17 protein-coding genes are annotated in these 25,056 nt (G+C 66.2%); 5 read left to right on the top strand and 12 right to left on the bottom strand.

Going from position 1 to position 25,056, the window contains the following annotated elements:
• Positions 1-52: 52 nt before the first annotated feature.
• Positions 53-1,030 carry a helix-turn-helix domain-containing protein gene (locus UCD39_RS09980; protein ID WP_330495875.1) on the top strand — a complete coding sequence of 326 codons (978 nt, stop codon included), beginning with the start codon at positions 53-55 and terminating at the stop codon, positions 1,028-1,030.
• A 1-nt stretch (position 1,031) separates the two neighbouring features.
• Here UCD39_RS09980 and UCD39_RS09985 read toward each other — a convergent pair whose 3' ends face one another.
• On the bottom strand, positions 1,032-1,406 hold the full coding sequence (locus UCD39_RS09985; RefSeq protein WP_330495876.1) for a response regulator: 375 nt from the start codon (positions 1,404-1,406) through the stop codon (positions 1,032-1,034).
• Positions 1,407-1,599: 193 nt separating this feature from the next.
• Here UCD39_RS09985 and UCD39_RS09990 point away from each other — a divergent pair, with 193 nt between their 5' ends.
• Entirely contained in the window at positions 1,600-1,788 is a 189-nt protein-coding gene (locus UCD39_RS09990) for a DUF779 domain-containing protein (protein ID WP_330495877.1), read from the top strand.
• A gap of 207 nt (positions 1,789-1,995) precedes the next feature.
• Here the strand turns inward: UCD39_RS09990 and UCD39_RS09995 are convergent, their stop codons facing one another.
• The 7 genes from UCD39_RS09995 to UCD39_RS10025 all read right to left on the bottom strand — a co-directional run bounded on the left by UCD39_RS09995 (position 1,996) and on the right by UCD39_RS10025 (position 14,600).
• Positions 1,996-4,176 carry a TonB-dependent siderophore receptor gene (locus UCD39_RS09995; protein WP_330495878.1) on the bottom strand — a complete coding sequence of 727 codons (2,181 nt, stop codon included), beginning with the start codon at positions 4,174-4,176 and terminating at the stop codon, positions 1,996-1,998.
• A 294-nt stretch (positions 4,177-4,470) separates the two neighbouring features.
• Positions 4,471-5,790, bottom strand: coding sequence for an APC family permease (locus tag UCD39_RS10000; RefSeq protein WP_330495879.1), 1,320 nt, complete (start codon positions 5,788-5,790; stop codon positions 4,471-4,473).
• Between the two features lie 9 nt (positions 5,791-5,799).
• Entirely contained in the window at positions 5,800-7,323 is a 1,524-nt protein-coding gene (locus UCD39_RS10005; protein WP_330495880.1) for a S10 family peptidase, read from the bottom strand.
• 92 nt (positions 7,324-7,415) lie between these two features.
• Positions 7,416-9,572, bottom strand: coding sequence for an amidohydrolase family protein (locus UCD39_RS10010; RefSeq protein WP_330495881.1), 2,157 nt, complete (start codon positions 9,570-9,572; stop codon positions 7,416-7,418).
• Between the two features lie 210 nt (positions 9,573-9,782).
• On the bottom strand, positions 9,783-11,753 hold the full coding sequence (locus UCD39_RS10015) for a prolyl oligopeptidase family serine peptidase (protein ID WP_330495882.1): 1,971 nt from the start codon (positions 11,751-11,753) through the stop codon (positions 9,783-9,785).
• A complete protein-coding gene (locus tag UCD39_RS10020; protein WP_330495883.1) occupies positions 11,731-13,221 on the bottom strand; it encodes a S10 family peptidase in 1,491 nt (496 codons plus the stop codon). Before UCD39_RS10020 ends, UCD39_RS10015 begins: the two co-directional genes overlap by 23 nt.
• Before the next feature lie 119 nt (positions 13,222-13,340).
• A complete protein-coding gene (locus UCD39_RS10025; RefSeq protein ID WP_330495884.1) occupies positions 13,341-14,600 on the bottom strand; it encodes an aminotransferase class V-fold PLP-dependent enzyme in 1,260 nt (419 codons plus the stop codon).
• 379 nt (positions 14,601-14,979) lie between these two features.
• On the opposite strand from UCD39_RS10025, the gene UCD39_RS10030 reads away from it, so the two are divergent.
• From UCD39_RS10030 to UCD39_RS10040, 3 genes are all read left to right on the top strand, one after another.
• A complete protein-coding gene (locus UCD39_RS10030; RefSeq protein WP_330495885.1) occupies positions 14,980-16,905 on the top strand; it encodes an ornithine cyclodeaminase family protein in 1,926 nt (641 codons plus the stop codon).
• 4 nt (positions 16,906-16,909) lie between these two features.
• A complete protein-coding gene (locus tag UCD39_RS10035; protein WP_145734026.1) occupies positions 16,910-17,395 on the top strand; it encodes an Lrp/AsnC family transcriptional regulator in 486 nt (161 codons plus the stop codon).
• Between the two features lie 113 nt (positions 17,396-17,508).
• Entirely contained in the window at positions 17,509-17,994 is a 486-nt protein-coding gene (locus UCD39_RS10040) for an Lrp/AsnC family transcriptional regulator (RefSeq protein ID WP_330495886.1), read from the top strand.
• A gap of 13 nt (positions 17,995-18,007) precedes the next feature.
• Here UCD39_RS10040 and UCD39_RS10045 read toward each other — a convergent pair whose 3' ends face one another.
• From UCD39_RS10045 to UCD39_RS10060, 4 genes are all read right to left on the bottom strand, one after another.
• Complete coding sequence (locus UCD39_RS10045; RefSeq protein ID WP_330495887.1) at positions 18,008-19,465, bottom strand: S10 family serine carboxypeptidase-like protein; 1,458 nt, start codon at positions 19,463-19,465, stop codon at positions 18,008-18,010.
• A 25-nt stretch (positions 19,466-19,490) separates the two neighbouring features.
• Entirely contained in the window at positions 19,491-20,693 is a 1,203-nt protein-coding gene (locus tag UCD39_RS10050) for a pyridoxal phosphate-dependent aminotransferase (protein WP_330495888.1), read from the bottom strand.
• A 174-nt stretch (positions 20,694-20,867) separates the two neighbouring features.
• Complete coding sequence (locus tag UCD39_RS10055; RefSeq protein WP_330495889.1) at positions 20,868-22,601, bottom strand: M61 family metallopeptidase; 1,734 nt, start codon at positions 22,599-22,601, stop codon at positions 20,868-20,870.
• Between the two features lie 101 nt (positions 22,602-22,702).
• Complete coding sequence (locus UCD39_RS10060) at positions 22,703-24,859, bottom strand: TonB-dependent receptor (RefSeq protein WP_330495890.1); 2,157 nt, start codon at positions 24,857-24,859, stop codon at positions 22,703-22,705.
• Between the last annotated feature and the right edge of the window lie 197 nt (positions 24,860-25,056).

A 25,056-nucleotide genomic window follows, 5' to 3' on the forward strand; every position in this document is an offset into this window, starting at 1 on the left:
TTTAGTTTATTCAATATATATTATACCCCTCATGCGTACTGCGGACGTGCCCTTGATCGGTGCGGCGGGGGGAAGTTTGTCGAGCGACGTTATCCGGTTCAGTACTGAGGGGATGGGGCAGCGGGAAGCAAAAGAATACTGGGCCGATCACGTCGGGGATGCCTGCCATGGCGTTCGGTGTGACTTTCGTGATGTCGATCATTTCAGCGCCAGCACAGAATATGTGGACTTTGGTTTTGGGAAGGTGACCCAGTTTTGGCTTAGCGACATCCAGGCGCAGCGCTTGCCCTTTCACATATCCAGGGATGGGCTCGAGATATTGTGTCTTTCCCTGATCAAAAAAGGGAATGGCAGGATATATTCAAACTCTGACGAGTTGTATTGGCGCCCTGGCGATGTGTATTGCAATCCCATATCAAGCCCGTTTCAAGCTGAAATGAAGGGGCCGGTTGAGTTTGTAACTTTATATTTTGAAAAGTCGTGGATTCGTTCCATCGGTTCGGTTCCGACGGCATTGTTCTTTAATGAAATATCGACCATATCCGGGTGGGGAAAAGCCATCGCGGAGATGATGTTGGAGATCTCCCCCAAGACAATGGGGGGCTTGGCGCTTCCCGCCGCCGACATCGCGGAAAATATCGCCGGTTTATTGGCGTTATGTGCCGGCCCAGATGCGGTGCCACTCCGCGCCAGCGGTCGCTCTCTTCTCGACCGACTGCGCTCGGATATGCGGGACCGCCTCTCCAGCCCCTCCCTTAGCCCCGCCGGCTTTGCGGCGGAGCATGGAATTTCCGTACGGACCCTCCATTCGCTGTTCTGCGCCACGGGAACAAGTTTCATGGCGGAGTTGTGGACCCTGCGGCTTGAGCGGTCTCGCGCCCTGCTGGCCAATCGTCGCCTGGATAACAAGAGCATTTCAGAGATCGCCGTGCTGGCAGGCTTTTCAAATGCCGACCACTTCACGGCCCGCTTTCGGAAAGCCTATGGGATGTCTCCCACGAAATATCGACAGGGCACCGCTGGAAAATAGATTACTTCACAAGAAATCCCATGTGTCGGATTCGCTTCAAAAGCAAATCGATGTTTGTTGGCTTTAGCAGATAATCATCCGCCCCGGCGTCAAAAGCCTGATTGATCCTATCCATGTTACATTCGGATGAGAACATCACTATTTTTGGGAAATTACCTTTAGGCAACGCCCTTATCTTTTTTATGAGTTCTGGGCCGCTCATTTCCGGCATCACCCAATCCACGAAGATCATATCGGGTGAATTTTCGCCAAGCAGAGCCAACGCCTCCTGCCCGCCGGCAACATCCCACACCCGGCTGCATCCAAGATGTAAAAGCATCGCTTTCATAACGTGGCGAATGATTTCGTCGTCATCAATAATCAGGCAAGTAGGCATATTCAATTCCCTGTAGTAGGCATTCCAAATTTAAAAGTATTTCTCGTGTCTCCATGTGAGGCATTTTCAGAAAATTTAATCAGAATTCTATGAAAAGCAGAACGAATTTTCAGTGTTCTGCGCTCCGGGAATGGACATGCTGCGCTGGGAATAAGGGGGCGCCGCCGCGACCGCAGCGCTCCACCGGCGAATTGTGGTGGTTGATGGCGACGTCCTGCTGGGTGAGATCGGCGGCAGCCCTCAACAGGGGGAAGGCCGGTCCGAATATTGGAAGCACACCCGCCTTATCATCGACCCGGTTACCGGCCGGGGCGGCATGTTCTCCCTGGAGGGCCTGCGCATTCTCACCCGGTCGCGGCTGTTCAAGGATGCAGGGCGTTGAAAGTCTGCGTCCGGAGCCGGCTGCTTAAAACCAGGCGCAGCCGGTTCTCGCTGAGTCTGCTCTAGGAACCGAGCAGGTTTCGGTTAAACGCGCTCGGCTCCAGGTCCTTGTCAGCGAGCGGATTCACGCTTCATAGCGATTTCGCATTCTTGCGATCCGCTCTGGCGGCAGCGCCCTGACGGGGGCAAAGGCACGCCCCCGTCAGGGTCACAGCTTGGCCTGCAGGGTCACCAGCACGGACCGGGGTTCGCCATAGATGTTGCCCGACTGCGGTGTGCCGATGCGCTGGTAGTAGGTGCGGTCGAACAGGTTCTTCACATTGGCCGCGATGCTGACCTTCTCCGTCACGTCGAAACCGACGCGGGCGTCGAACACGGCGTAACCGCCCTGGGTCAGCACGGCGTTGCCCAACGTGGGGAAGGTGTTGGAGATGGCCGACTGCACCGTGGCGCCGCCACCGATGGTCCAGCGCTGATCCAGGCTTTCCGGCAAGCGATAGTTGGTCCACAGCTTGAAGGAATGCTTGGGTGCGATGGCGCTGAAGGCGCTGCTGTCGGTGACGCTGGTGTCCAGGTTCTCCGCGAAGGTGTAGGCGTAGCCGGCGGTGACGGTCCAGCCGGGCAGCACCTCGCCCGTCAGGTCCAGTTCCACGCCCTGGCTCCGCGCCTTGCCCTGGGCCAGGTAGATGGACTGGTTGGGATAGCGCGTGTCGGCCTGGGCGCGGTTTTCCTCATCGACATGGAACAGCGCCACGCTGCTATGCAGGCGGCCTTCGAACAAGTCCACCTTGGTGCCGACTTCGTACTGCAGGCCCTGCAGGGGCTTCAGCACCTTACCGCTGGCATCCGTGTAGGACTGCGGTTCAAAGACCTTGGTGACGCTGGTGTAGAGCGCCACGGCCGGGTTCACCTCATAGACCAGGCCGGCATTGGGCGTGACCTTGCCATTGATTGAGGCCGTGCTGCGCGGGGTGTTGGCTGGAAGGGTGGTGTCGACCGCCGTGTCCCACCAGGTCGCCCGCACCCCGGCGATCAGGCGCAGCGGGTCCAGCAGGCGCAGCCGTACCGCCCCATAAGTGCTATAGGTCTGGGTCAGGGTGCTGTCGTCCCGCTGCCAGGGGGCCCACACCGGTTCCGCCGCCGTCGCCACGGGGGAGTAGACGTTGACGGTGGACGACCAGAGGCTGCCGTTGGCGTTGTAGCCGTTGGCGGAGCGGGCACGGAACTCGGTCCGTTCATAACTGGCGCCGATCACCGCCTCGTGCACCTGGCCGAACAGGCTGAAGGGGCCGGAGGCGGAAATGTCGGTACCCGCCTGCGACTGGTCGTAGCGCACCTTCTGGGCATACATCGTGGTGGTGTTCTGCCCCGCGATCACCGGGGCGTAGGCATAAGCCATGACCCGGTCCAACACGTTGTCCAGGTACTGCGTGCCCAAGTTGATGTGCCAGCCGTTGCCGAAGCGATGCTCCACATTGGCGAAGGCGCCGGTGGTGGTGAACTGGTCATCGTTCCATTTCTCCCCCAGCGAGGTGGAGCGCGGCACATCCAGCAGGCTCAGGACATATTTGCCGCCCACCACGTTAACCTTACCCGGTAGGTTCCAGCCGCCCTTGTAGTCGTTCTCCTGCCGGTAGGCGCCCACGGTAGCCGTTGTGTCGGGCGTCAGGTCGGCCCCCACGGTGCCATAGCCCAGCAGGCGCTTCTGGTGCGCCCAGTCCTGGAAGCTGTCCCGCTCCTGGAACGCGCCGACCAGCCGGCCGCGCACGGTGCCGGCCTCATTCAGGGGACCGGTGAAGTCCCCCTCAAGCCGATAGTTATCCCACGAACCGACGGTCAGGTTGGCATAACCGGCCGTCGTGCTGAGCGGCACCTTGCGCACGAGGTTGATGGCGCCGCCGGGGCCACCGAAACCGGCCAGCAAGCCGGCGGGGCCCTTCAGCACCTCCACCTTGTCGAAGACCGCCAGATCCGGCGGCGCGAAGATGCGGTCATCCATGGTGGTGGGAATGCCGTCATACTGCAGGTTGATGATCTCGAAGCCCCGTGAATAAAAATTCACACGGTTGCCGTCGATGGGCTCCACGATCACGCCTGGCGTCTGGCGCATGGCGTCGTCCAGCGTGACCAGCTTCTGTTCCTGCACCTGTTCCGCGCCGAGAACCGACAGCGACTGGGGCAGTTCGTGCGGCGTCATGGGCAGCTTGGTCGCGACCGTCTGGGCGTTCTCCCGGTCCGCATAGACGTCAATCGTCGCCAACGTGTCCGTGGACACCCCGCCGTCGGTGCCATCCGCCCCGCGCGCCCCTCCGCCTGGCACCAGGGCCAGCAGCGCCACGGTGCCCATGAGATAGGCGGCATGCAAGCACGCCGCTTTCCTGGACTTCATTACCTGCGTTCTCCCCACAATCCCAAAAATCTCGCTTCACCATCACCAGCGGAAAATGCGATTAAGAGCTAGTCGCATATTGGGGTCGCGCACAACCTCACCTCCGCCTGCGTCGCCCCATGCAATTCAGGTGGATTAACCATCTTGATGTGGCGGCCTCAGGCTTCGCGGAATATCGGGGAACAGTCAATAAGAATCACTCGCATTTCCGCGTGGCGGCCGCTCCTTCCCCCGAGGCCCCCTTCGGCTTCCTGCTTCCTTATTTGTCGGGTGTTTCAGATCGTCCCAAAGTGCTCAGATCGCCGCCGCCCGCCGCCAGGTCCGGAAATAATATGTCAATCCCAGCGCCAGCCAGACGGTGAGCAAGGCATAGGGTCGCCAGTCGGTGCCAAAGCCCAGGGCCGCGATGACCAGGGCGGCCAGCATGCCCAGGGCCGACAGGGCCTTCACCAGGCCGGGGCTGAAACGCAGCCGGGCCTGGGCCCGCACCTCCGGGTGTTTGTCCGCCACGTTGTAGGCGGCCAGGCACGAGCCGAAATACTTCATCATGGTCGGCACGTTGATGGACAGCAGCAGGAACAGTAGGCTGTCGGGCAGGAACAGCCCGATGCACGACGCCAGGAAGGCCACCGCCGTCGCCACGTGCGGCGTGCCAAAGCGTGGGTGGATGCGGCCCAACGGCGCCGGCAACACGCCGGTGGCGCCCATGGCATAGAGGAAGCGGGCGTAGACCAGGAAGATGGCGTTCATTGACTTGATCAGCGCCGCCACCGCCGCCGTGACGATCAGGGGCGTGGCCCAGCGGCCCAGGGTGGCCTGCGCCACCATCAGCAGGGGCGCCTTGGCGGAGCCCAGCGCCTCCGGTCCCACGACGCTGAGCGCGGTGAAGGAGACGGCGACGTAGACCACCACGGTCAGCAGCAGGCCCAGCGCGATGCCCCAGGGCACCACCACCTTGGCGTTCTTGACCTCCTCCCCCACCTCGGTCGCGGTCTCGATGCCCAGGAACAACTGGATCATCAGCGGCAGGGCCGCCAGGATGGGTGTCCAGCCGCCGGTCACCGCCTGCACGAACAGTTCCGGCTTCATCGCCGGGGCGCCACTGACCACGAGCACGGCGAATAGGCCCAACAGCATGATCATCAGCACCGTCTGCGCCCGTGCCGCCACGGCCACGCCCAGGTAGTTGAGGGCGAAGATCAGGGTGAACAGGCCCAGGATGACCGGCACCGCCGGCAAGGGCAGCACCATCCCCAGATAGTTCATCAGCACCCGGCCCAGCACGATCATGACCACGGCATTGCTGAGCACCCGCAGCCAGACGATGGAAAAGGCGATGAGCGGGTGGCTGAACTGCCGCTGCCACTCGTAGGAGGCGGCGGTGCGGGGCACCGCGGACGCCATGTAGGCGTAGACCAGGGCGAACAACACCATGGGCAAGGCGGCCAGTCCGGCCGCCACCAGGATGCCGGCGCCGCCCACCTGTGTGGCGGGGCCGAGCACGGAGAAGATGGCGGCGCCGATGGCGGTACCCGCCCCCAGCATCACCAGGTCGATCAGGGTGACGCCCTGCTTCAAGCCGCCGGGCTTAAGGCCGGCCTTGCTATCGCTCATCTTGCAGAATCACTTCGTATCGGCGGTCAGGAAGGCGCGCACGTCCCGGGCCAGGGCGGCCCGCGCCTCATCGCCCAGATAGGGCATGTGGCCCGAGGGGTAGAGGTGGGTTTCGGTGCGGTCCTGCGGGATGCCGGCGTGGGCGATGGTGAAGGCGGCTGAGCCCAGCGTGGTCACCAGGTCGTAATAGCCGGCGCCCACCATGACGCGCAGGCGCGGGTTGCGCCGCATGGCGATGGCCAGATCCTTGGCGGAATTGGCATCCGCTCCCTCGCCCGGCCCCTTGCCATAGTCCCAGCGGCCGTTGACGGTGCGGAAGGAGATCGCCTCATACGCCTCCGGTACCGTCACGCTCAGGTCATGGCGGATATAGCCGTCGAAGGCGCCGACAAATCCTGGCACGTACTGGCCCATGGCCGGATCGTCGGCGACCGGGTCCTTGCCGCTGCCAGCCAGCGGCAGGGTGTAGCGGCCATCATAGGCCCCGATCTCCTGCCCCTCGGACGCCAGCAAGGTGTGCGCGAAGGTGGTGGCGCTGATGCGCAAATCGTTGGCGGTGATGATGGCTGGCGGCAGGCCGGTCAAGCTCGCCAACTGCGCCGCCACCGCCTCCCGCTCCGCGTCCGGCAGGGTGTTGCCGGCGTACAGCGCCTTCAAGTAGCGGTCGGCGGCGAAGGCCTTGGCGGCGGCCACCTGGCCCTCGGCCGTGCAGCCGGCCGGGCCCTTGTGGTGATAACAGGCGGTGGCGGCCAGGGTGGGCAGCGCCGTCAGGTACCGGGCGTCGTCCCCGCCGGAACCGCTCATGTCCATGGACTGGCCCAACAGGATGACGCCGTTCAGGGTCATGCCGTCCATGGTGCCGGTCGCCATGGGGCCACCGGCCAGCAGGCGGGCGACCACGGCGGCCCGGATGGTGCCGTAGCTTTCGGACATGAGGTACTTGGGGGCGTTCCAGCGGTCATGCTCCCGCGTCCAGCGCTCGATCACCTCGACGGTCATCTGCGCGTCCTGGGCGGTGCCGTAATACTGCTCCGGCTTACCGGCCGGCAGGATGCGGCTATAGCCGGTGCCGGGCGGGTCGATCAGCACGATGTCGGCCACGTCCAGCGGGCTGTCGGGGTTGTCCACCGTATGGAATGGCGGCGTGGTCGGCGGGTGCACCGGGTCGGTGAAGTCCACCCGCTTGGGCCCGACGAAGCCCATGTGCAGCCACAGGCTGGCGGAGCCCGGGCCGCCGTTGAAGACGAACACGACGGGGCGCACCGTGCCCTTGGGCACGTCGGTGCGGATGTAGCTGGTGGTGAAGACGCTGGCCGTCTTCTGCCCGGCCGGATCGGTCAGGATGGTTTCCGCCATCGTCGCCGTATAGCGCAGCTTCCGCCCATTGAAGGTGCCGCTATGATCGGAGGTGAACACGCGCGGCGCGCCGGCCGTGGCGGCGGACCTCCCGCCCACCTCCGCCGCGTTCGAAGCTTCGCCTGTCAGGCAGGCCAGCATAACGCCCACCATCAACGCCGTCTTGTAGTTGCCCATTTTTGTTCCCTTAAGCACCGGGCGCCTGCATCCGCAGGCTTGGCTTATCCTCGGTTTCCAGTCCGCTACGCTCCCCAGAAACCTGCGTCGGCTCAGTCGCCCATGTCGTCGTCGTGGCCGCCGCCGAACAGGCCGGGCGCGCCCAGGCTATCGCCGGGGCCGGCGTCCGCCTTGGGTGCCGTGACCGGCGGGGCGTCGGCGAAGGGCTTGATGCTCAGCGACTGGTAGATTTCGCTGGGGTAGTAGATGGCCCCGCCCTTCATCACCAGGCGCGGCTTCTTCACCGCGCGGATGTCTTGGGTGGGATCGCCGGCGATCAGTACCAGGTCGGCCAGCTTGCCGCGCTCCACCGTGCCCAAATCGCCGTGGCCCATATATTCCTCGGGCGACAGGGTGGACAGGCGCAGCACCTCGGCCGGGCTGATCCCGGCCAGGGTGTACAGTTCCATCTCCCGGTGCACGGTGAAGCCGGTGACGTCGTCCGTGCCCGGCAGCAGGCGGATGCCCTTGTCGTGCAGCAGCTTCAGCGTCTCCAGCACTTTACCGAATGCTTTCACGTATGCCTCATCGTCGGCGGGTGACTTGAGGGGCACGAAGGTGCGCTTGCGATAGCGCTGATAGCCGATGGGCATGTTGTCGAGATAATCGACATCGCCCGGCGGGGTCGTGCCGGCGCGGCTCAGCATCAGGCGTTCAAGGATGACGGCGGTGGGATCGTGGGCGATGTGCCCCTCGCCCATCAGCTTCACCGTCGCCTGCACGGGAGCGGAGTTCAGGTCCAGGTCGGCGGCGCGCGCCATGGCGGTCAGGCGCAGGGGCGTGCGGGTGTCCTCCTCCGGTTTCAGCAGCCAGCCCAGCATCAGCTGGTTGATGTGGGTGATCTCGCTATAGCCGTCCCTGATGCAGCGGTCGGGCGTGTCGAAGGCCGGCACATGGCCGGTGACGGTCATGCCGCGCTTGTGCGCCTCGTCCGCGATGGGGCGCACCCAGTCCGGCGTCATGGAATTATAGATCTTGATCTGGAAATAGCCGCGGTCGGCGTACCAGTCCACGGCCTTGACCGCGTCGGCCACCGTTTCCGGGATGATGCCATAGCGCGCGGAATAGGGGCTGCGGCCTTCCAGGAAGCCATTGGGCGTGATGCGCGGGCCCGCCAGTTCCCCGGCTTCGATGCGCGGCATCAGGTCCTGCAGGAAGGCGTTGTCGTTGCCCATATCCCGCGTCTCGGTGACACCGGCGGCCAGGTAGAACAGGCCGGAGTTGAGCGTGGTGTGGGAATGCATGTCGTGCAGGCCCGGCATCAAGGTACCGCCCTGCCCGTCCACGATCACCTGGTCGTCAACCGGGCTGCCATCCTGCTCCGCCGGCAGGACGGCGGTGATGCGGTCGCGCAGCACGATGACGGTGGACAGGCCGCCCGGCGTGCCCGTGCGCGGGTCGAAGACATGGACGTTGCGGATGCGCACCGGCTGGCTGTAGCGGTGGGCCAGGGCCTTCTGCCGGTCCTGGGCCAGGGTGCGCTCTGCTTCGGTGCCCAGGGCCTGGATGGCGTGCGCCTCCTTCTCATGGCCCTGGCGGATGGTCAGTTCGTGTCCGCCGAAGGTGGCGAACAGGCGGCCCGCCTTGTCCAGCAGCACATAGTCCGGCGCCAGGTTCACGCCTTCGATCCGGTAGAGCGTCAGGGGCACGGCGTCCTTGCCCTGGCCCAGCGTGGTGGCCTTGACCTTGATCAGGCGCATGCTGCCGGCCGGCAGCAGCGGCAGGCTGTTGCCCGGCGCCTTCAGCAGGGCGCGGGCGTAAACGCCCAAGGCCCAGGGGCTGTCATCATTGACGACATAAAGCGGAGGCTTGGCCGCGGGCACCGTGCCCTTGTCCGCCTGGCTGATCCAGCTTGCCTGGCCCCCTTCCCACGTGAATCTCTCATTGACCCCGCCCCCCATAAGCGAGGTGCCGGCCACCGTCCAACGGGTGGGGATGCCGCCGGCGCCGATGGTCAGGGTCTCCTTATGCTTCGGGCCGCGGCCGTTGTCGTCGACGTAGTAGTCGACGCTGACCGAGGCGCCATCGGTGACACCGGTGACGGTGCCCACCGTTTCCCCGTTCTGGATGATGACCAGTTTTTCGGTCACCGGCGCGGCCTGCGCCCCGGCGGCGGCACCCATGGCCAGGGCCAGCAGGACGGCCTGGACCTTCCAGGTGCCGGATGCGGCACGGTGCGGGTAACGGCTGGGGGGAACGCGCTTTTTCATGCCCGGTGCTCCTGCTTTTCCCATCGGGGCGTCACCGACCCGAGGGCGGCCCAGGCATCGCCCAGGCCGTAATTCCCTGTGTTGGCAAAAGCCTATCGCGGGCTTGCCGGATAGATTATGCCGATATGGGATGAACAGGACCGGGGCCGCATAAACTATGCCGCCCCGGTGCCACTTCGGGCATAGCGGTGCCGGTCATGGCGCTGCCGGTCAGGGCTGCGCCCCGCCATGGGCGCCGGCGGTTCCGCCGGTGGTGCCGATGTGCCGCTCGAACCAGTCGATGGTGCGGCGGTTCAAATCCTCGATGTTCTCCGCCTTCTGCATGACATGGCCCTCGTCGGCGTAGACGATGAAGCTGGTCTCCACGCCCAGGGCGCGCAGCGCGTGCCAGAACTCCCGCGTTTGCATTACCGGGGTTTCGATGTCGCGTTCCCCCACATGCAGCAGGGTGGGCGTCTTCACGGCGCGGACGTGCCGGATGGGCGACAACCGGTCGTAAATCTCCGGGTCCTCATACGCCGACGCGCCGAAGAAGGGGATCATCCAGCGGTCGATGCCGTTCTGGCCGTAATAGGAATACCAGTCCGACAAGCCGGCGCCGATGGCGGCGGCCTTGAAGCGCTGGGTCTGGGTGATGGCCCACATGCTCATGAAGCCGCCATAGCTGCGGCCGAAGATCATCAGCCGCGCGTCGTCGATGGGGGCCTGCGCTTCCGCCCTGTCGATGCCGGTCATGATGTCGCGTAGGTCGCCGCCGCCGAAGTCGCGGATGTTGGCGCGTGTGAACGCCTCCCCCTGCCCGAAGCTGCCGCGCGGATTGGGCAGGAACACGGCATAGCCGGCCTTGGCGAAGGCGGCCATGATGTCGCCCCAGACGAAGCGCGGCGTGTGCGCGGCGGAGGGACCGCCGTGGATGTTCACCACCATGGGCAGCTTGGCGCCGTCAGCAGCCGGTGCTCTGGGCGTCACCAGCCAGCCCTGGACGGCCATGCCATCGTTCTTCCAGGCGAGGTCGGTGACGGTGACCAGCGGCGCCAGGGCGTCGTTGTCATGGGTGATGGCGGCCAGATCGCCCAGGCGGCCGTATTCGATGCGCGGGCCGAAATCGAAGCCTTCCGCCACCCAGGCGGCGCGGGTGCCGGCACGGTCCAGCGCCACGCGGCCATCGCCGGCGCTGCGGGTGGCTGGCGCCGTCCTGACCTCGGTGACGGTACCCTTGGCCGGATCGACCACGGCGCTGCCCGTCTCGCCACCAACCGTGACGCCCGCCACCAGGCGACTGCCGCGCCACACCAGGGAGGTCAGCGTGCCGGCATAGCCGGCGGTCACGTCCTTGGGCTGGCCGCCTTGGAAGGGCACGGTGTAGACATCGCCCCCGAAGGAGCCGAAGTCGCTCATCAGCCCGCCGATGAAGGCCACGGTCTTGCCGTCGGGCGAGACGCGGGGAAAGGCGATCTGGGTGGCGGGGCTGGCGATGATCCGGGCGGAACCATCACGCCCGAAGGCGCGCAGGCTGGCGATCCACCAGTTGTTGTCGCCGTTGCCCTCCGCCGCCGTGGCGACGAAGCCCTTGCCATCCGGCGTCCAATCATATTCGTAGACGTAGGTCCGCTCCGGGCTGACCAGTTTCACGGCGCCGTTGGCGACCGTGACGATGGCGATGCGCTGGACATCGTCGCCTTCGCCCTGCTCGCCCACCTGGCGGGCGCCGGCTTGGGTGGCACCCGCCTCCTTCTTGGCGTTCTCTGTCACCAGCAGGGCGATTTCCCGGCCATCCGGCGACCAGCGCGGCGTGTGGGCCAGCCCCTGTATGGCGGCCAAGGGGCGCGCGGTGGCGCCATCCATCAGGTACAGCACCGCCTGCCCGCCGGCACTGCCGACGAAGGCCAGCGTCCTGTCGTCGGGGGACCAGGCGGGGTTGCCATAGCGGCAGGCGTCGCACGGGTCCACCTTCAGCGCCACCGTGCCGTCCATGCCGCGCACCACGACTGCGCCATGGCCGGCGCTGCCCGCGCCTTCCGCCTTGTCGGCCTCAACCGCGGCCAGGCGTTTGCCGTCACCCGATAGGGTCAGGCCGGAATATTGATGCAGGCTTTCCGCCCGCGCCCCCGCCGCCAACGTCACGCCGATGGCCGTTACGGCCGCCCACAGCCGGCGATCAGCGCCCCACCAAAAAGCCATGCATCATCTCCTGCATCCGACCCTGCCCCGCCTCCCCGTCAAAGGGGCTGTGACCCGCATCGAAGGCGGCAACGGTCACGCGGTCAAGAGGAATGCCCGCCCGCTCGATGGCGTAGCGGGCGGAAAGCAGCGGCACGGCCAGATCGTAATAGCCGCCGACCAGCAGCAGGCGGGTCTTGGGCTGGGCCCGCATGACGGGCGCGATGGCGGGCGCGGCGTTGAGGTAGAACTGATCGTCGCGCTTGGCCGGCCTGAAGTCCCACCCGAAGTTCACGTCCAGGGTCAGGGACACATAGTCGCGATCCACCGGTAGGTTCAGCTCATGCTTGAAGTAATCGGTGGCGACGGCGGAGGTGATGACGTTGCTGGATCCCAAGCCCAGCGCCGGGTCCTTGGCGGCGGCCGGGCGGTCGGCGGGGGTGTCCCTGGGGGCCGGCCCGGTAACACGGCCGTCCAGACGGCCCACCACCAGGCCCTGGTCGGCCAGCAGCGTTTCCAGGAAGGTTTGGGTGCCGACACGCAGGCTGGAGTCGGCGATGGTCTTGGCCGGCAGGCCGATCAGATCGGCCAGGCGGGTGGCCACGGCGTCGCGTTCCGCCGCCGGCAGCCGTCCGCCCTTCAGCAGCGCCAGGGCGTAGGGCCCTTCGGCATAGTCGGCGGCGATCTGGAACACTTGGTCCGGCGTCTGGGCGTCGATCTTGGCGCGGCCGTGCTTCCAGGCCGTCACCGCCATGGCCGGCAGCGCGAAGATGTAAGGCAGGTCGTTGCCGGGCGCCTCCGCCGTCGCCGTGAAGTCCAGGGCGGGGGAAATCAGGATCAGGCCGGCGATGGGCAGGTCACCCGCGAACTTCATCATCGTGGCCAGGCGGAAGCCGCCATAGCTTTCCCCGGCGATGTAGAGGGGGGAGCCGGCGCGGCCCTGATCGCGCAACCAGTCCCGGATCAGGCCCAGCACCGCCTGGGCATCGCCATCGGCGTTCCAATAGGGGTGGCCGTCGCCCCCGGGCAGCACGCGGCTGAAGCCGGTGCCCACGGGGTCGATGAACACCAGGTCGGCATCCGCCAGCAGGCTATGCGGGTTGTCGGCCATGGCGCGTTTGCCATCCGGCCCCTTGACGATGCTGCGCGGACCGAAGGCGCCGAAATGCAGCGGCGAGGATGAGGCGCCGGGTCCGCCGTTGAACACGAACAGCACCGGCCGCGTCTTCACCACTGGGCTCGCCACATAGGCGGTGGCCGAAAGGGTGGCCAAGGGCCTGCCGCTGGCGTCCTTCAGCACCGCTTCCGTGAACGTGGCGGTGTAGCGCACCGTCTTGCCGTTCAGCATGACGCCATGCGTCGTCGTCACCGGGCCCAGAACCGGCCCGGCGATCTCCGGCACGGGCACGCCCTGGGCGCCGGCCAATCCAGGGGCGGCCATAAGCGTCAGGGCCAGCCCCGCCACGACACACCGCATCAGCCCGCGCATGACAATCCCCCTGCCGCCGGCGGGCGGGAACGATGGTTCGTCACCCGCCAAGCCGGACTTTTTATAATGAACCCAACGGCCAAAACTCTCTTTTTAACAGGCCACCTGAACGCACGACCTCAGGCGTGACCGAGTGCGGCGAGCACCCGGTCGATATCGGTGTGGTCGTTGAACACCGAAGGGGTGACGCGGAAGCGGTTGGCGCTGACCGTCATCTTGATCTTGGCCGCTGCCAGCTTGGGCCCCAGCTTCTCCCGCGCGTTCTCATACGCGCAGGTGACCAGGGGCGTGGTGGCCTCTGGCGGCGTCATGAGGCTGTAGCCCAGCTTGGGCAGCTCCCGCTTCAGCCGGTTGATCAGATCCTGGGCATGCGCCTGGATAGCCGGCACGCCCATGCCCAGGATGTAATCCAGGGAGTGGTCCAACTGGGCGATGACCGTATGGGCGTGGGTACCGTGGGCAAAGGTGCCCTCCGCCGTATCGGCGTAGGCATAGTCGGCGATCATGTCGCCGGGCGGGTCGAAGGGATAGACGTGCGGCTTGAACGCGCTCATCCCGTAATAGCCGTATTCGGTGCGGGTCAGCAGGGCGCGGGCGGCCTTGGTGCCGTAGATGAAGCCCAGGCCGAAATCGCCCATCAGCCATTTGTAGCTGGCGCAGGCGGCGAAATCGACGCCGCTGCCCTTCAAATCCACGGGCACGCAGCCCGCGGCGTGGATGATGTCGGCATAGACCAGGGCACCGTGGGCATGCGCCAGGTCGCACACCGCTTTCAGGTCGTGCTGGAAGCCATTGATGGTGGAGACCAAAGACAGGGCCACCAGCCGGGTGTCCTTGCGGATGGCCTGCTTCAGGTCGGCCAGCAGGATGCGGCCGTCCTTGGGCTCCACCCACGTGACCTCCACCCCATGGCGCTGCATCTCCTCATACAACGGCAGGGAGCCGAAGAAGTGCAGCGTGTCGGTGACGATGTGCCCGCCTGACCCATTCGCGTTTGAATGGGGCAGCCCCAGGCCGCGCAGCACCATCTGCTCCCCCGCAGTGGTGCTCTGGACATAGGCGATGTCGTCGGGATCGGCGTTGACCAAGTGGGCGAACTTCTCCCGCACGCCATCGTCCGGCAGGTCATAGTGCGCGGCCGCCGGGTCCAGCATGCGCTTGGACAGGTAGGTGTCGACGGCGGCCCGGGCGCCGATGCTGATCGGATGCTGTGATCCAGAGTCCAGGTAGACCCCCTCGCCCGCCAGGAACGACGATTTGTCGGGCAGTTGTCGGGGCGGCGCGGGTTGCGCCGCAGCCGCAGCGGTCGGCTCGATATCAGCCATGGTCAGACCGGCGGTCAGGGTGCCTGCGGCCAGCATCACGTCCCTGCGCGTCATTCTCATCCATAACATCCACGGCTGGTGGGGGTGCCCAGTCAAGGCAGATTGGTTTTAAATCCAAGGGGATGTTAGCTGACCGCGCAGGGGCATTTTTGGCGAAGTTGCCGGCGTTTGCGCCATGGCGGGGAAAATTTTATCGGTCACCGCGCGGTCAGCGCATGGATATGCCCACGCCCCGTCCTCGTCGCTGACAACGGCAAGGCTGTGCGCGGTGCTTGTGACCCAATTTTGAGTGATACGCGCATAAAAATATCAGTAAGCGCCCGCCATTGTGAAAATATTACCGACTCATGGTGTGTAGCCCCCGAACTTCGGAAAGATAATTCCCAGTCGGTCCCGTAAGGTGAATCGGAACAGGATGACAGGGAAGACACCCATGGATACCGCGCCGTCCGCCCTTGCCGTTTTCGATGCCGCCGCCGTGCGCGCTGGCTTGAGCACGGAGGCCGCCATCGCCGCCGTGCGTGGCGCCATGGTAGCGCTCAGCACCGGCGGCGTGCGCCAGCAGTTGCGCAGCTTCATCAGCCTGGGGCCCGGCCGCACCTTCGCCATCATGCCGGCGGCTTTCGTCGGCGGCGGGCGGCCCGGCTATTTCGGTGCCAAGCTGGTCAGCGTCTATACCGACGGCCACGGCGGCAAGGCGCATGAGGGGCTGGTGGTGTTGTTCGACGGCGCCAGCGGCCGTCCCGTGTGCCTGGCCGATGCGGCGGAGGTCACAGCCCTCCGCACGGCCGCGGCCAGTGCCGTCGCCACCGGCGCGCTGGCCCGGCCGGATGCCGACACCCTGGCCCTGGTCGGTGTCGGCCGCCAGGCCCTGGCGCACGCCTTGGCGCTGAGGACCGTCCGCCGCCTGCGTCACATTCGCGTCTGGGGCCGCACACCGGCGAAGGCCCAGGCGTTCGCGGCGGCGGTCCAGGCCGCCACGGGCATCGACACCCAGGCCTATGACAGCGTGGCGGAAACGGTGGCCCAGGCCGCCATCGTCTGCACCGTCACCGCCGCCGCCGATCCCATCCTGTTGGGGGCGTGGATCGCCCCCGGCACCCATGTCAATGTCGTGGGCTCCAGCGGTCCCGCCCAGGCTGAGGTCGATACAGCCCTGGTGGCCGCCAGCCGCTTCATCGTCGACCATCGGGAACATGTGCTGGCCCATGGCGGGGAGTTCCTGCGCGCCAAGGTCGCCGGCGTCATCGGCGATGATCATATCGCGGCGGAGATCGGCGCCGTGGTGGCGGGCCAGGCGCCGGGCCGGCAGACGGCGGAGCAGATCACACTCTACAAGTCCCTGGGCCACGCCGTGCAGGATTTGGCTGTGACGGCTTGGCTGTATGAGACCGTCCCCCACCCCACCGCCCCGCTCCTGCCCCTCGTTGATGGCCCCGCCGTGGCGGCGCGCCTGGACTATGACACCTGCATCCCCCTCGTGCGCCAGGCCATGACGGCACTGTCGCGGGGCGAGACGCAGCAATTGCCCCGGGGCGTGCTGCCCCTGGACCAGGGCCACTTGTTCGGCGTCATGCCCGGCGCGCTGAATGACGGGCCCTTCGGGGCCAAGCTGGTGGCCGTGTTCCCGGATAATTTCGATAAGGGCCTGCCCTCGCACCAGGGCGTCATCGTGCTGTTCGACCGCGACAGCGGACGGCCCCTGGGTGTGGTCGATGGCGGTGAGGTCACGGCCATCCGCACGGCGGCGGCCAGTGCCGTCGCCACCGACGCGCTGGCGCGGCCGGACGCCCAGACCCTGGCCCTGCTGGGCTATGGCGAGCAGGCGCTAACCCACGCCCAGGCCATCGCCAAGGTCCGCCGACTGAGCCGCGTCACCGTCTGGGGCCGAAGCGCCAGCCGCGCCGCCGCCTTCGCAACGCGGCTGGGGCAGGAGCTTGGCCTGCCCGTGCGCGCCGCCACCAGCGCGCAGGAGGCGGTGGTGGACGCCGACATCATCTGTACCGTCACGGCCGCCAAGGATCCCATCCTGTGCGGGGCCTGGGTGCCGCCGGGCACCCATGTCAACGTCGTGGGGTCCAGCATCGCCGGCCCGGCGGAGGTGGATCACGATTTGGTGATCCGGTCGCGCTTCATCGCCGACTGCCGGGAGCACGTGCTGCGCCAAGGGGCGGAATTCCTGCGCGCCAAGGCGGCGGGCCTCATCGGTGACGGCCATGTCGCCGGGGAGATCGGGGAGGTGCTGGCCGGTCAGGTCGAGGGCCGGCAGTCGGCGGAGCAGGTGACGCTCTACAAGTCCCTGGGCCATGTGGTCCAGGACCTGGCCGCCGCCTGGCCCTTGCTGGCCAAGAAGGATTGACGCCATGGCGACCGCCGAACTCGACGCCATCGACATGAAGATCCTGACCCACATGCAGCGCGACGCCTCGCTGACCACGGCGGAGCTGGCGGAGCGGGTGGGCATCTCGCAGTCCCCCTGCTGGCGCCGGGTGCAGCGCCTGCATGACGAGGGCTACATCACCGCCCAGGTGATGTTGGTGGACCGGCAGAAGCTGGGCTTCGACATGACCATCTTCGCCCAGGTGAAGATCGCCCGCCTGTCGGAGGCGGAGCGGGAGACCTTTTTCCGCGGCATCCAGAACATTCCCGAGGTGCTGGAGTGCTACACCGTCTTCGGTGAGATGGACGCGCTGTTGAAGATCGTGGCGCCGGACGTCCGGTGGTATCAGGAATTCATCTTCAACACCCTGATGAAGCTGCCGGGGGTGGAGGACATCCGATCCATCGTCACCCTGTCTGAGGCCAAGAACACCACGGCCATCCCGCTGACGCCCCGCACGTTTCAATAAAAGGGGGGAGAAGCGGCACTATCGGTGCCTGGCCGCAGGCGGTAGATTTATGCCCGGCAGGGGCGCGGAACCCCATAGGCAATGCGATAAACGAACAGGGGACCACATAGGATATGCCGGCTGCGGAACTCGACGCCATCGACATGAAAATCCTGACGCTGCTGCAGAAAGACGCGTCGCTGACCACGGCTGAGCTGGCGGAAAAGGTAGGAATTTCCCAATCCCCGTGCTGGCGCCGCATCCAGCGCCTGCACGATGAGGGATACATCAAGGGCCAGGTGGTCATTGTCGACCGGGACAAGCTGGGCTTTCACATGCAGATCTTCGCCCAGGTGAAGATGGCCCGGCTGTCGGACGAGGAACGGCAGACCTTCTTCCGGGGGGTCGAGACCATCCCGGAGATCCTTGAGTGCTATACGGTATTCGGGGAAATGGACATCCTGATGAAGGTCGTGGCGCCGGACGTCAAATGGTACCAGGAGTTCATTTTCAACAGCCTGATGAAGCTGCCGGGTGTTCAGGACATCCGGTCCATCGTCACCCTCTCGGAGGCCAAGAGCACCACGGCCGTGCCGTTGAAGCCCCGCACGTTCCAGTGACTAAAATTGCCCCTCAGGGTGGAGGGGCGATGAACTTGGCCAGGTCGGCACTGAGACGCACGCGGGCCTCGGTGTTGCGATACATCATGTGGCCGCCGCCATAGCAATGGACGGACAGCCGCGCCGTCAGGCCAGGCGCTAGCCGGGTCTTCAGCGCCTCATTGGCGGCGCAGCTGTTCAGGCTGTCGAAAAGCCCGGCGGCGGCGAAAACGCGCAGCTTGGGGTCCATGTCCATGGCGCGGCGTATCCATGGTTCGGCGCCGGGCGGGCCCTCCCCTGCTTGGGCGGCCGCCATGGCGGCGGCGAACGCGGCGGGCGAGGTGTCGCCGGAATTGTAGTCCCACTGTTCGCCCACCGGCGTGGCCGTGGCATCGATGTCCTTTTCCAGGCCCAGATAGGGCAAGGCGGTACGGTAGCCCAGGGTTTCGCGCAGATAGCGCACCATGACGGGGCCGTTCGCCGGTGCCGCCTCACCCTGCCCCGCCGGCCGGCTGATCCGCATGTCGAAGGTGTCCAGCCGTTGGCCCGGCAGAAGATTGTTCAGGAATTGCCGGGAGGAGACGGTGAGCGTTGCCCTGTCGACCAGCGTTGGATCCAGGCCCATGTGGCGGGCCACATCCTGCGCCAGCATCGACCGCGCCTGCTCGTCAAGATCGCCGGGATGGGCGAGCGCCGGGGCGTAGGTCCGTATCGCCCAGGCGCTTGCGGCCTCGGCCGTCGCCGCCAGGTCCGCCCCCGCCAAGCTGGCCGGCAGCCGGCCATGGACCTGGGCGGCGGCGGCGCGGCCGGGGATCTTCAGCGCCGTCGCCAGTTCCTTGGGCAGCACCGGTCCCACCGGAATGCCGCCCGAAATCAGGACGACGCCCGCGACCGCGCGGCCCCGTTTCTCCAGCGCCTCCGCCACCCCGGCGGCGCGCCAGACGCCATAGCTTTCCCCCACCAGGTAAATGGGTGTCTCAGCGCCGGCATGCCGGCCCATCCAGGCCTGGACGAAATCGGTGATGGCGGCGATGTCGCCCAGGGTGCTGTAGAAGCGCTGGCCATCCTCGGCGGTCGCCGGGCGGCTGAAGCCGGTGCCCACGGGATCGACGAACACCAGGTCGCTATCGGCCAGCAGGGTCTGGGCGTTGTCCACCAGCCCGTCCCCCTCCAGCCGCTTGGGCCCGAAGGCCTCGAAATGCAGCAGGGTCGAATTGGCGCCGGGACCACCGTTCCAGAGGAAGGTGACGGGCCGCACGCCCCCGTCCTGGGTGCGCGTGCGATAGGCGACGTAGAACACATGTCCCCGCACCACGCCTTGCGCATCCGTGAGATCCAGCGTCGCCGCCTCGGCCGTGTAGCGCAGAGGCTTGCCCGACACGGTGATCTGCTGGGCGATACTGCCTGGTGCCGCCGGGCGATCCTGGGTGGCGCATCCAATGACCATAGCCAGGGCCACCGCGCTCACACCCGCGCGCATCATCGACCGCATGCCCGCCCTCCCCATCCTCGATCCATCAACGGTTCCGCCAGGCGCGCAGGCCCGCGTGCAGGCGGGTGAGCCCCTTGTCCAGCGTTTCGGCATCACCGGCGTAGCCCAGCCGCACATGCCCCGCCAGGCCGAAATAATCGCCCGGCGCCACCAGCAGGTCGGCCTGGTTCCACAGATAGCGGGTCAATGCCCAGGTATCCGCCACCCCGACGATGCGGGGGAAGTAGAGACAGCCGGACGCGGGCACCGCGCCCTCGATCAGCCCGTCCTGCCGCATGGCGTCGGCATGCCGGCGCAGCACCGGCGTGGTGGCCGTCATGACGGCCTGCCAGTGCCGGTCGAAGGTGTCCGCGTTTTCCAGAACATGGGCGGCCACGGCATGCGCCAGCTTGGATACGCCCACGTCCCCCTCCGGTTGTCGGGCGCGAATACGGGCCAGCACGTCCGGGTCGGCCACCATCCAACCGCATTTGAGGGCGAACAGGCCGAACACCTTGGTCAGGCTGGACAGGCTGATGATATTGGGCGCCAGCTTGGCCGCGAGGCCGGTGGATGGGCGGCGGGAGAAATCGCCGTAGACCTCATCCACCACCAGCAGGGCGCCAACACGCGCCGCCGCCCGCGCCACGGCCGTGAGGGTGGCGTGGTCCAGGCAGGTGCCCGTGGGGTTGTGGGGGTTGGTCAGGACGACCAGGCGGGTGTCGGGCGTCAGTTGGGCCGCCACCCGGGCCGGATCGACCCCGAAGTCCGGTGCCGGACGCTCCAGGTCATCCACCACCGCCCCGGCTTCCAGCGCCAGGTTGGACAGGATTTTGAAACCGGGGTTCTCGATCAGTACGCGCTCGCCCGGCTTGACCAGCGCGCGCAGGATCAGCTGCAGGCCGCCGGTGACGCCGGTGACGGTCTGCAACCGCTCCGGCGTTTCGCCATACCGGGCGCACAGCGCGTTCACCAGGAAGCGGTTGCCGTTGGCGAAGACGCTGACATAGCGGCTGCCGAAGCGCGGCCCGCCCTCGTCCGACGGGATGACCAGCGCCTTGGCCACCAGCTCCGCCAACAGGCCAGACGGCTCGCTGATGGTGCTGTCATACAGGGCGATGGCGTTGGGCCGGGTGGCCATCGCGTGCAGGGACCCGCGCACCCAGTCGGCATAATGGGTGGCCGCGAAGAAGTCGCCATCAGGCTGGGCGGCGGGCGCGGTTCCAACAGGCGTACCGGCAGATTTCAAGGCGTACTTCCTATCCGGGCGAGACCACGCGGGGCCTCGCGATGCCTAAATTCTAGTCGACTGAGCGGGTTCTTTTTTGCGTATGCCCGGTGCATTGGGGGTGCCGGTGGCTAGTTTATGCGGTGCCTGGATGGCGGGGCGCATAAGCTGACCTGGTTCAACCGGAGCGTGGGCTCAGCGGCATTTGGCTGGCGCTTCGGGGCGCCGAACCCACTGGTAGACCTGCACCGTCTCCCCTCTCGGCAGGTAGGTGATGGGGAAGACCTGGCCGTCGCGCCGGACCTGCAGCGTCAGCGTGGCGTGCTGGTCGCCCTGGATCATGTCCTGGGGGACAGGGCGCACGATTTCATCCCCGTCCCGCAGGCCGGCCGCCGCCGCCGCGGACCCGGGGACCAGGCCGCGCACGACGCGCTTGGGCTGGATCAGCACCTCCGGTTCAAACCCAAGCTGATAGCGGCGCAAGGGCGCGGTGGTGCGGGTGAAGCAGGGGCCGAAGGCGTCGTCCCCCGGCAGAACCAAGGCGCCGTTCAGCATGGCGTCCAATTCCAGCTTGCCGCGCGACCCCAGTTCCCGGGTGATGATCTCCACCCAGGCGGCGTGGTCCATGGGCCGCCCGTGCCGCCGCCGGTCGAGCATGGCCAGGATCAGATCATCCAGGGAGCGCTTGCCATGGCTGGCCTTGCGCACCTCCTCGTCCACCAGGGCGAAATACAGGGCGCCCCGGTCGTAAGGCAGGACGCGGATGCGGGTATCGGCCCAGAAGCGCGCCGGGATGTCCCGGTTGGGCGTGCCATTCAGGACGTTGGTGTAATAGCGGGCGGCGGTGCTGTTCAGGTCCGCCAGGAACTCCTCTGGCGTGACCATGCCGGCGCGCAGCGGCAGGCGGTTCTGGTAATAGACGGCGATGCCTTCGCTGAACCACGACGAGTCCAGTCCTTGCGACGTGTCCTCGGCCGCGGTGTCCAGCGACTGCACGAAGGTGTGCACCATCTCGTGCGCCAGGGTGAACTTGAAGTCCTTGATGTCGGTCTTCTGGTCGAAGGTGCCGATGAACGCGCCATTCAGCTCCACGCCACCGCCCGCGTTCACCAGATTGGGCCGCAGGAAAACGGCATAGGGTCGCGCGCCCGGGTCTTTGAAATAGCCCAGGTAGTGGTGGTACAGCCCCTCCGTCCATTGCATCAGCGCCTTGCCGTCGAACGGCGGCGTGCCCTGCCAGGCGGAGAAGAAGCCTTTGATCGGCGTGCCGGCGGGGGCCGCCTCGGGATAGCGGTGGATGGCGCCGCCCATGAAATAGGTGGCGCCCAGTTGCTCCACGTCCAAAGCCTCAGGTGAGGCCACATCCCCTACGCCGAAATTGGAAACACCCGCCGCGCCGGGACCGGCGGCCGACAGGTCCCAGCGGACCGTCAGGCCATACGCCGTCTGGGACTCCGGCATGATGAGAAAGGTCCCCGCCGCGCCGGAAAAGCCGCCGCCGTCGGTGCGCAATTCCAGGGGTGGCGCCGCGCCGCGCGGGTTGGCCTGCGTGGTGATGGGTGCCCGATACCGCACGGTCAGCGTGCCCTGGACCGGCCGCGCCGCCGTCCAGTGGCGGTAGGCCCGGGTCGGGGTGTCGGCGTCGTCCTTGGCGGTCAGCGTGACCGGGCCGTCCCTGTCGCTGGCCGTCAGGTCCGTCAGCGTTTCGGCCACGCTCTGCACGTTGTCGGTCACCAGCGGCAGGCGCAGCAGCGGCGCGCCGGCCGCGACCGCCAGGGACGGGATTTCGACCGTGACATCGACGAAGGGCACGGTGCCACCCCCCTTACCATCCGCACCCGCTACCGGCGCCGGCTTCAGCGTCACCGCCAGTTGCGGCGATGCCGCCAGCGCCACCGGTGCCGCGGACAGGGCCAGCAGCGCCGCCATTCCACCTATCGCCAAATGCCGCATCATCCCCGCCCTTTTTATGCAAGAGGTCGGCCCAGTATCACCGGACCGACCTCGCGACCCTTCCCGGTCGGGTTGGATCAGAAATCCTTCGATATGGTCAGGCCGAAGGTGCGCGGCTGAATGATGGCCGCGGAATAGACGCCGGTCCGGGTGATGGTATCCAGCGGCCCGCCCGAGACGAAGGCGATCTCGTTGCTCAGGTTCTTGGCATAGACTGACAGATTCCAGTCGTCATGGCTGACACCGGCCCGCACGTCCACCGTCTCATAGGACGGCATGAAGAAGCGCTGGCCCGTGGCTTTGGTCGGGAAGACGCTGTAGCGGTCGCCGACATAGGACACGGTGGCCCCGACGAAGCCGGTGAAGCCGTCCGCGATGCGGAACTTCTGGTCGGCCGACAGGCTGCCGGTGAACTTCGCGGAATACGGCAGGCGCTGCCCCTTCAGGCCGTACAGGCCGGATGTCTTGATGGTCTCGGTCAAGGTGGCGTCGGTGTAGCCCAGGTTGGCCACCACGCTCAGCCCCTCGGACGGCGTCAGGGTGACGCTCAGTTCCCCGCCGCGCGACCGGGCGGTGCCGCCGTTCTGGATGTAGGAGAAGCCGGTGGGCGACGCCGCCTGCAACTGGATATCGTCCCATTCGATATCGAACAGGGCGGCGTCCACCGTCAGCAGGTGGTCGACCAACACCCCCTTGAAACCCACCTCATAATTGGTGGTTGTGTCGGAGGTGTAGGCAGCGGGCTCACCCGGCGCGTCGTTCGGGCCACCGGGGCGGTAGCCGGTCGACACGCGGCCATAGACCATCATGTCCTTGGTGATGTGGTACTGCGGACCCAGCGAATAGGTGAAGACGCTGGTGTTGGAATGCAGGTCGCTGTAGGTGGTGTCGCCTTCCAGCACGCCGCCGACCGTGCTGGCGTCCTCCTGGAACTGGCGGCTGAAACGGCCACCGAAGGTGAAGTCCAGCTTGTCCTCGATGATGTGATACGTGGCCGAGCCGAAGCCGGCATATTCCCGGTAATGCGACGGGCCGAAGACGGTGTAGAGGTCGGGGAAGCCGACGTTCTGGCCGTTGGCCTTGTTGGCGACGTAGACCACCTGGCGGTTCAGATTGTCCTCATTGGTGGCGAAGCCGCCGACCATCCAGTCGATCATGCCGCCAGGCTGGGATTCCAGGCGGATTTCCTGGCTGAGCTTGTTGGTCTGGTAATAGTTGTAGATGCCGGTGCCCAGTGCCGGCAGGGCCGAACTGGGGAAGAAGAAGCCCAGGTAGCGGCCGAAGGTGCCGGTGGTGTCCTGCGGGCCGTTGAACACCGTGTGGCTGTAGGAGGTGACGGCCACCAGGTTGGCGAAGCCCAGGTCCGCCTTCAGGTTGCCGTTATAGATGCCCATGTCGAGATAGCCGGTGTTCAGACCGGAGATGGGCGCCTGGGTGTAGTCGCCGTAGGTGGGCACGCGGTCGATGGAGACGTATTCATTGGCCGAACCGCCGGCTGTCATGTGCTGGTAGGTGGCGGACGCCTGGTAGCTGACGCTGGGCGTGATCTGCCACAGCAGGGTGGCGCGGCCGCCTTCCGTGCGGTTGACATTGATTTCCGTCTGGCCGCTGTTGGCGTTGGTCATGTAGCCCGGGTCCATGCGGGCGAAGGCGCTGACCCGCAGGCCCAGCTTGTCCTCGACGATGGGCACGTTGATGTAGGCCCGGCCGCCGCCGCCCTCGCCGCCGTGGGCGACGCTGGACCCAGACACGGCCACCTGGCCGAAGGTCTCGGTCAGGTTGGGGGCCGCCGTCACATAGCGGATGAGGCCGCCCATGGAACTGGCGCCGTACAGGCTGCCCTGGGGACCGCGCAGCACCTCGATCTGCTGCAGGCTGGACGGGTCGATTTCCGGCACGACCGCGTCGCCCAGACCGCTGCTGGTGGCCGAGCCGATGGGAACGTCGTCGATGGTCAGACCCACGGTGGGGTTGTTGCCGCCGCCGGTGGTGATGCCGCGGATGGCGATGGTGCTGCGGCCGTTGCCGCTGGACGTCACGTTCAGGCCCGGGACCTGGCTGTAGAAATCGCGCAGCTGGGTTTGGTTGGACTGCAACAGCGACTGCGTGTTGACGACGGCGATGGAGGCGGGCACGTCCATCAGACGCTCCGTCTTTTTCTGCGCCGTGACCACGATTTCCTGCAGTTCATCCAGGCTGTCGTCCGCCGCCGCGTCGGCGGCGATGCCCGTCAATGACCAAAGAGAGAAAGTTGTAAGAACAGTCGTGGCAAGCAACGACCGAATTCCACGGTTTCCCTTCATTTCACTACCCCCTGTTCTTATGGGCTCCCACTGCCGCCATCACCCGTTTTAGGGTTTTGTTATTCGGCAAAGCCGGAAAAGATAATTAATGATATCGCCGCTGGTTGGCTTTTCTTCCCAAATTGCGC

This window comes from Nitrospirillum karajorum, assembly GCF_036348415.1.
Classification (GTDB): Bacteria; Pseudomonadota; Alphaproteobacteria; order Azospirillales; family Azospirillaceae; genus Nitrospirillum; species Nitrospirillum amazonense_B.

Bases quoted from the DNA above. Each gene is read 5' to 3' on its own strand.
- UCD39_RS10010 (WP_330495881.1), bottom strand. From the start codon at position 9,572: ATGAAAAAGCGCGTTCCCCCCAGCCGTTACCCGCACCGTGCCGCATCC.
- UCD39_RS09985 (WP_330495876.1), bottom strand. From the start codon at position 1,406: ATGCCTACTTGCCTGATTATTGATGACGACGAAATCATTCGCCACGTT.
- UCD39_RS10055 (WP_330495889.1), bottom strand. From the start codon at position 22,601: ATGGCGGCGCTGCTGGCCCTGTCCGCGGCACCGGTGGCGCTGGCGGCA.
- UCD39_RS10035 (WP_145734026.1), top strand. From the start codon at position 16,910: ATGGCGACCGCCGAACTCGACGCCATCGACATGAAGATCCTGACCCAC.
- UCD39_RS10040 (WP_330495886.1), top strand. From the start codon at position 17,509: ATGCCGGCTGCGGAACTCGACGCCATCGACATGAAAATCCTGACGCTG.
- UCD39_RS10020 (WP_330495883.1), bottom strand. From the start codon at position 13,221: ATGCGCGGGCTGATGCGGTGTGTCGTGGCGGGGCTGGCCCTGACGCTT.
- UCD39_RS10025 (WP_330495884.1), bottom strand. From the start codon at position 14,600: ATGACGCGCAGGGACGTGATGCTGGCCGCAGGCACCCTGACCGCCGGT.
- UCD39_RS10000 (WP_330495879.1), bottom strand. From the start codon at position 5,790: ATGAGCGATAGCAAGGCCGGCCTTAAGCCCGGCGGCTTGAAGCAGGGC.
- UCD39_RS09995 (WP_330495878.1), bottom strand. From the start codon at position 4,176: ATGAAGTCCAGGAAAGCGGCGTGCTTGCATGCCGCCTATCTCATGGGC.
- UCD39_RS10005 (WP_330495880.1), bottom strand. From the start codon at position 7,323: ATGGGCAACTACAAGACGGCGTTGATGGTGGGCGTTATGCTGGCCTGC.
- UCD39_RS10045 (WP_330495887.1), bottom strand. From the start codon at position 19,465: ATGCGGTCGATGATGCGCGCGGGTGTGAGCGCGGTGGCCCTGGCTATG.
- UCD39_RS10030 (WP_330495885.1), top strand. From the start codon at position 14,980: ATGGATACCGCGCCGTCCGCCCTTGCCGTTTTCGATGCCGCCGCCGTG.
- UCD39_RS10015 (WP_330495882.1), bottom strand. From the start codon at position 11,753: ATGGCTTTTTGGTGGGGCGCTGATCGCCGGCTGTGGGCGGCCGTAACG.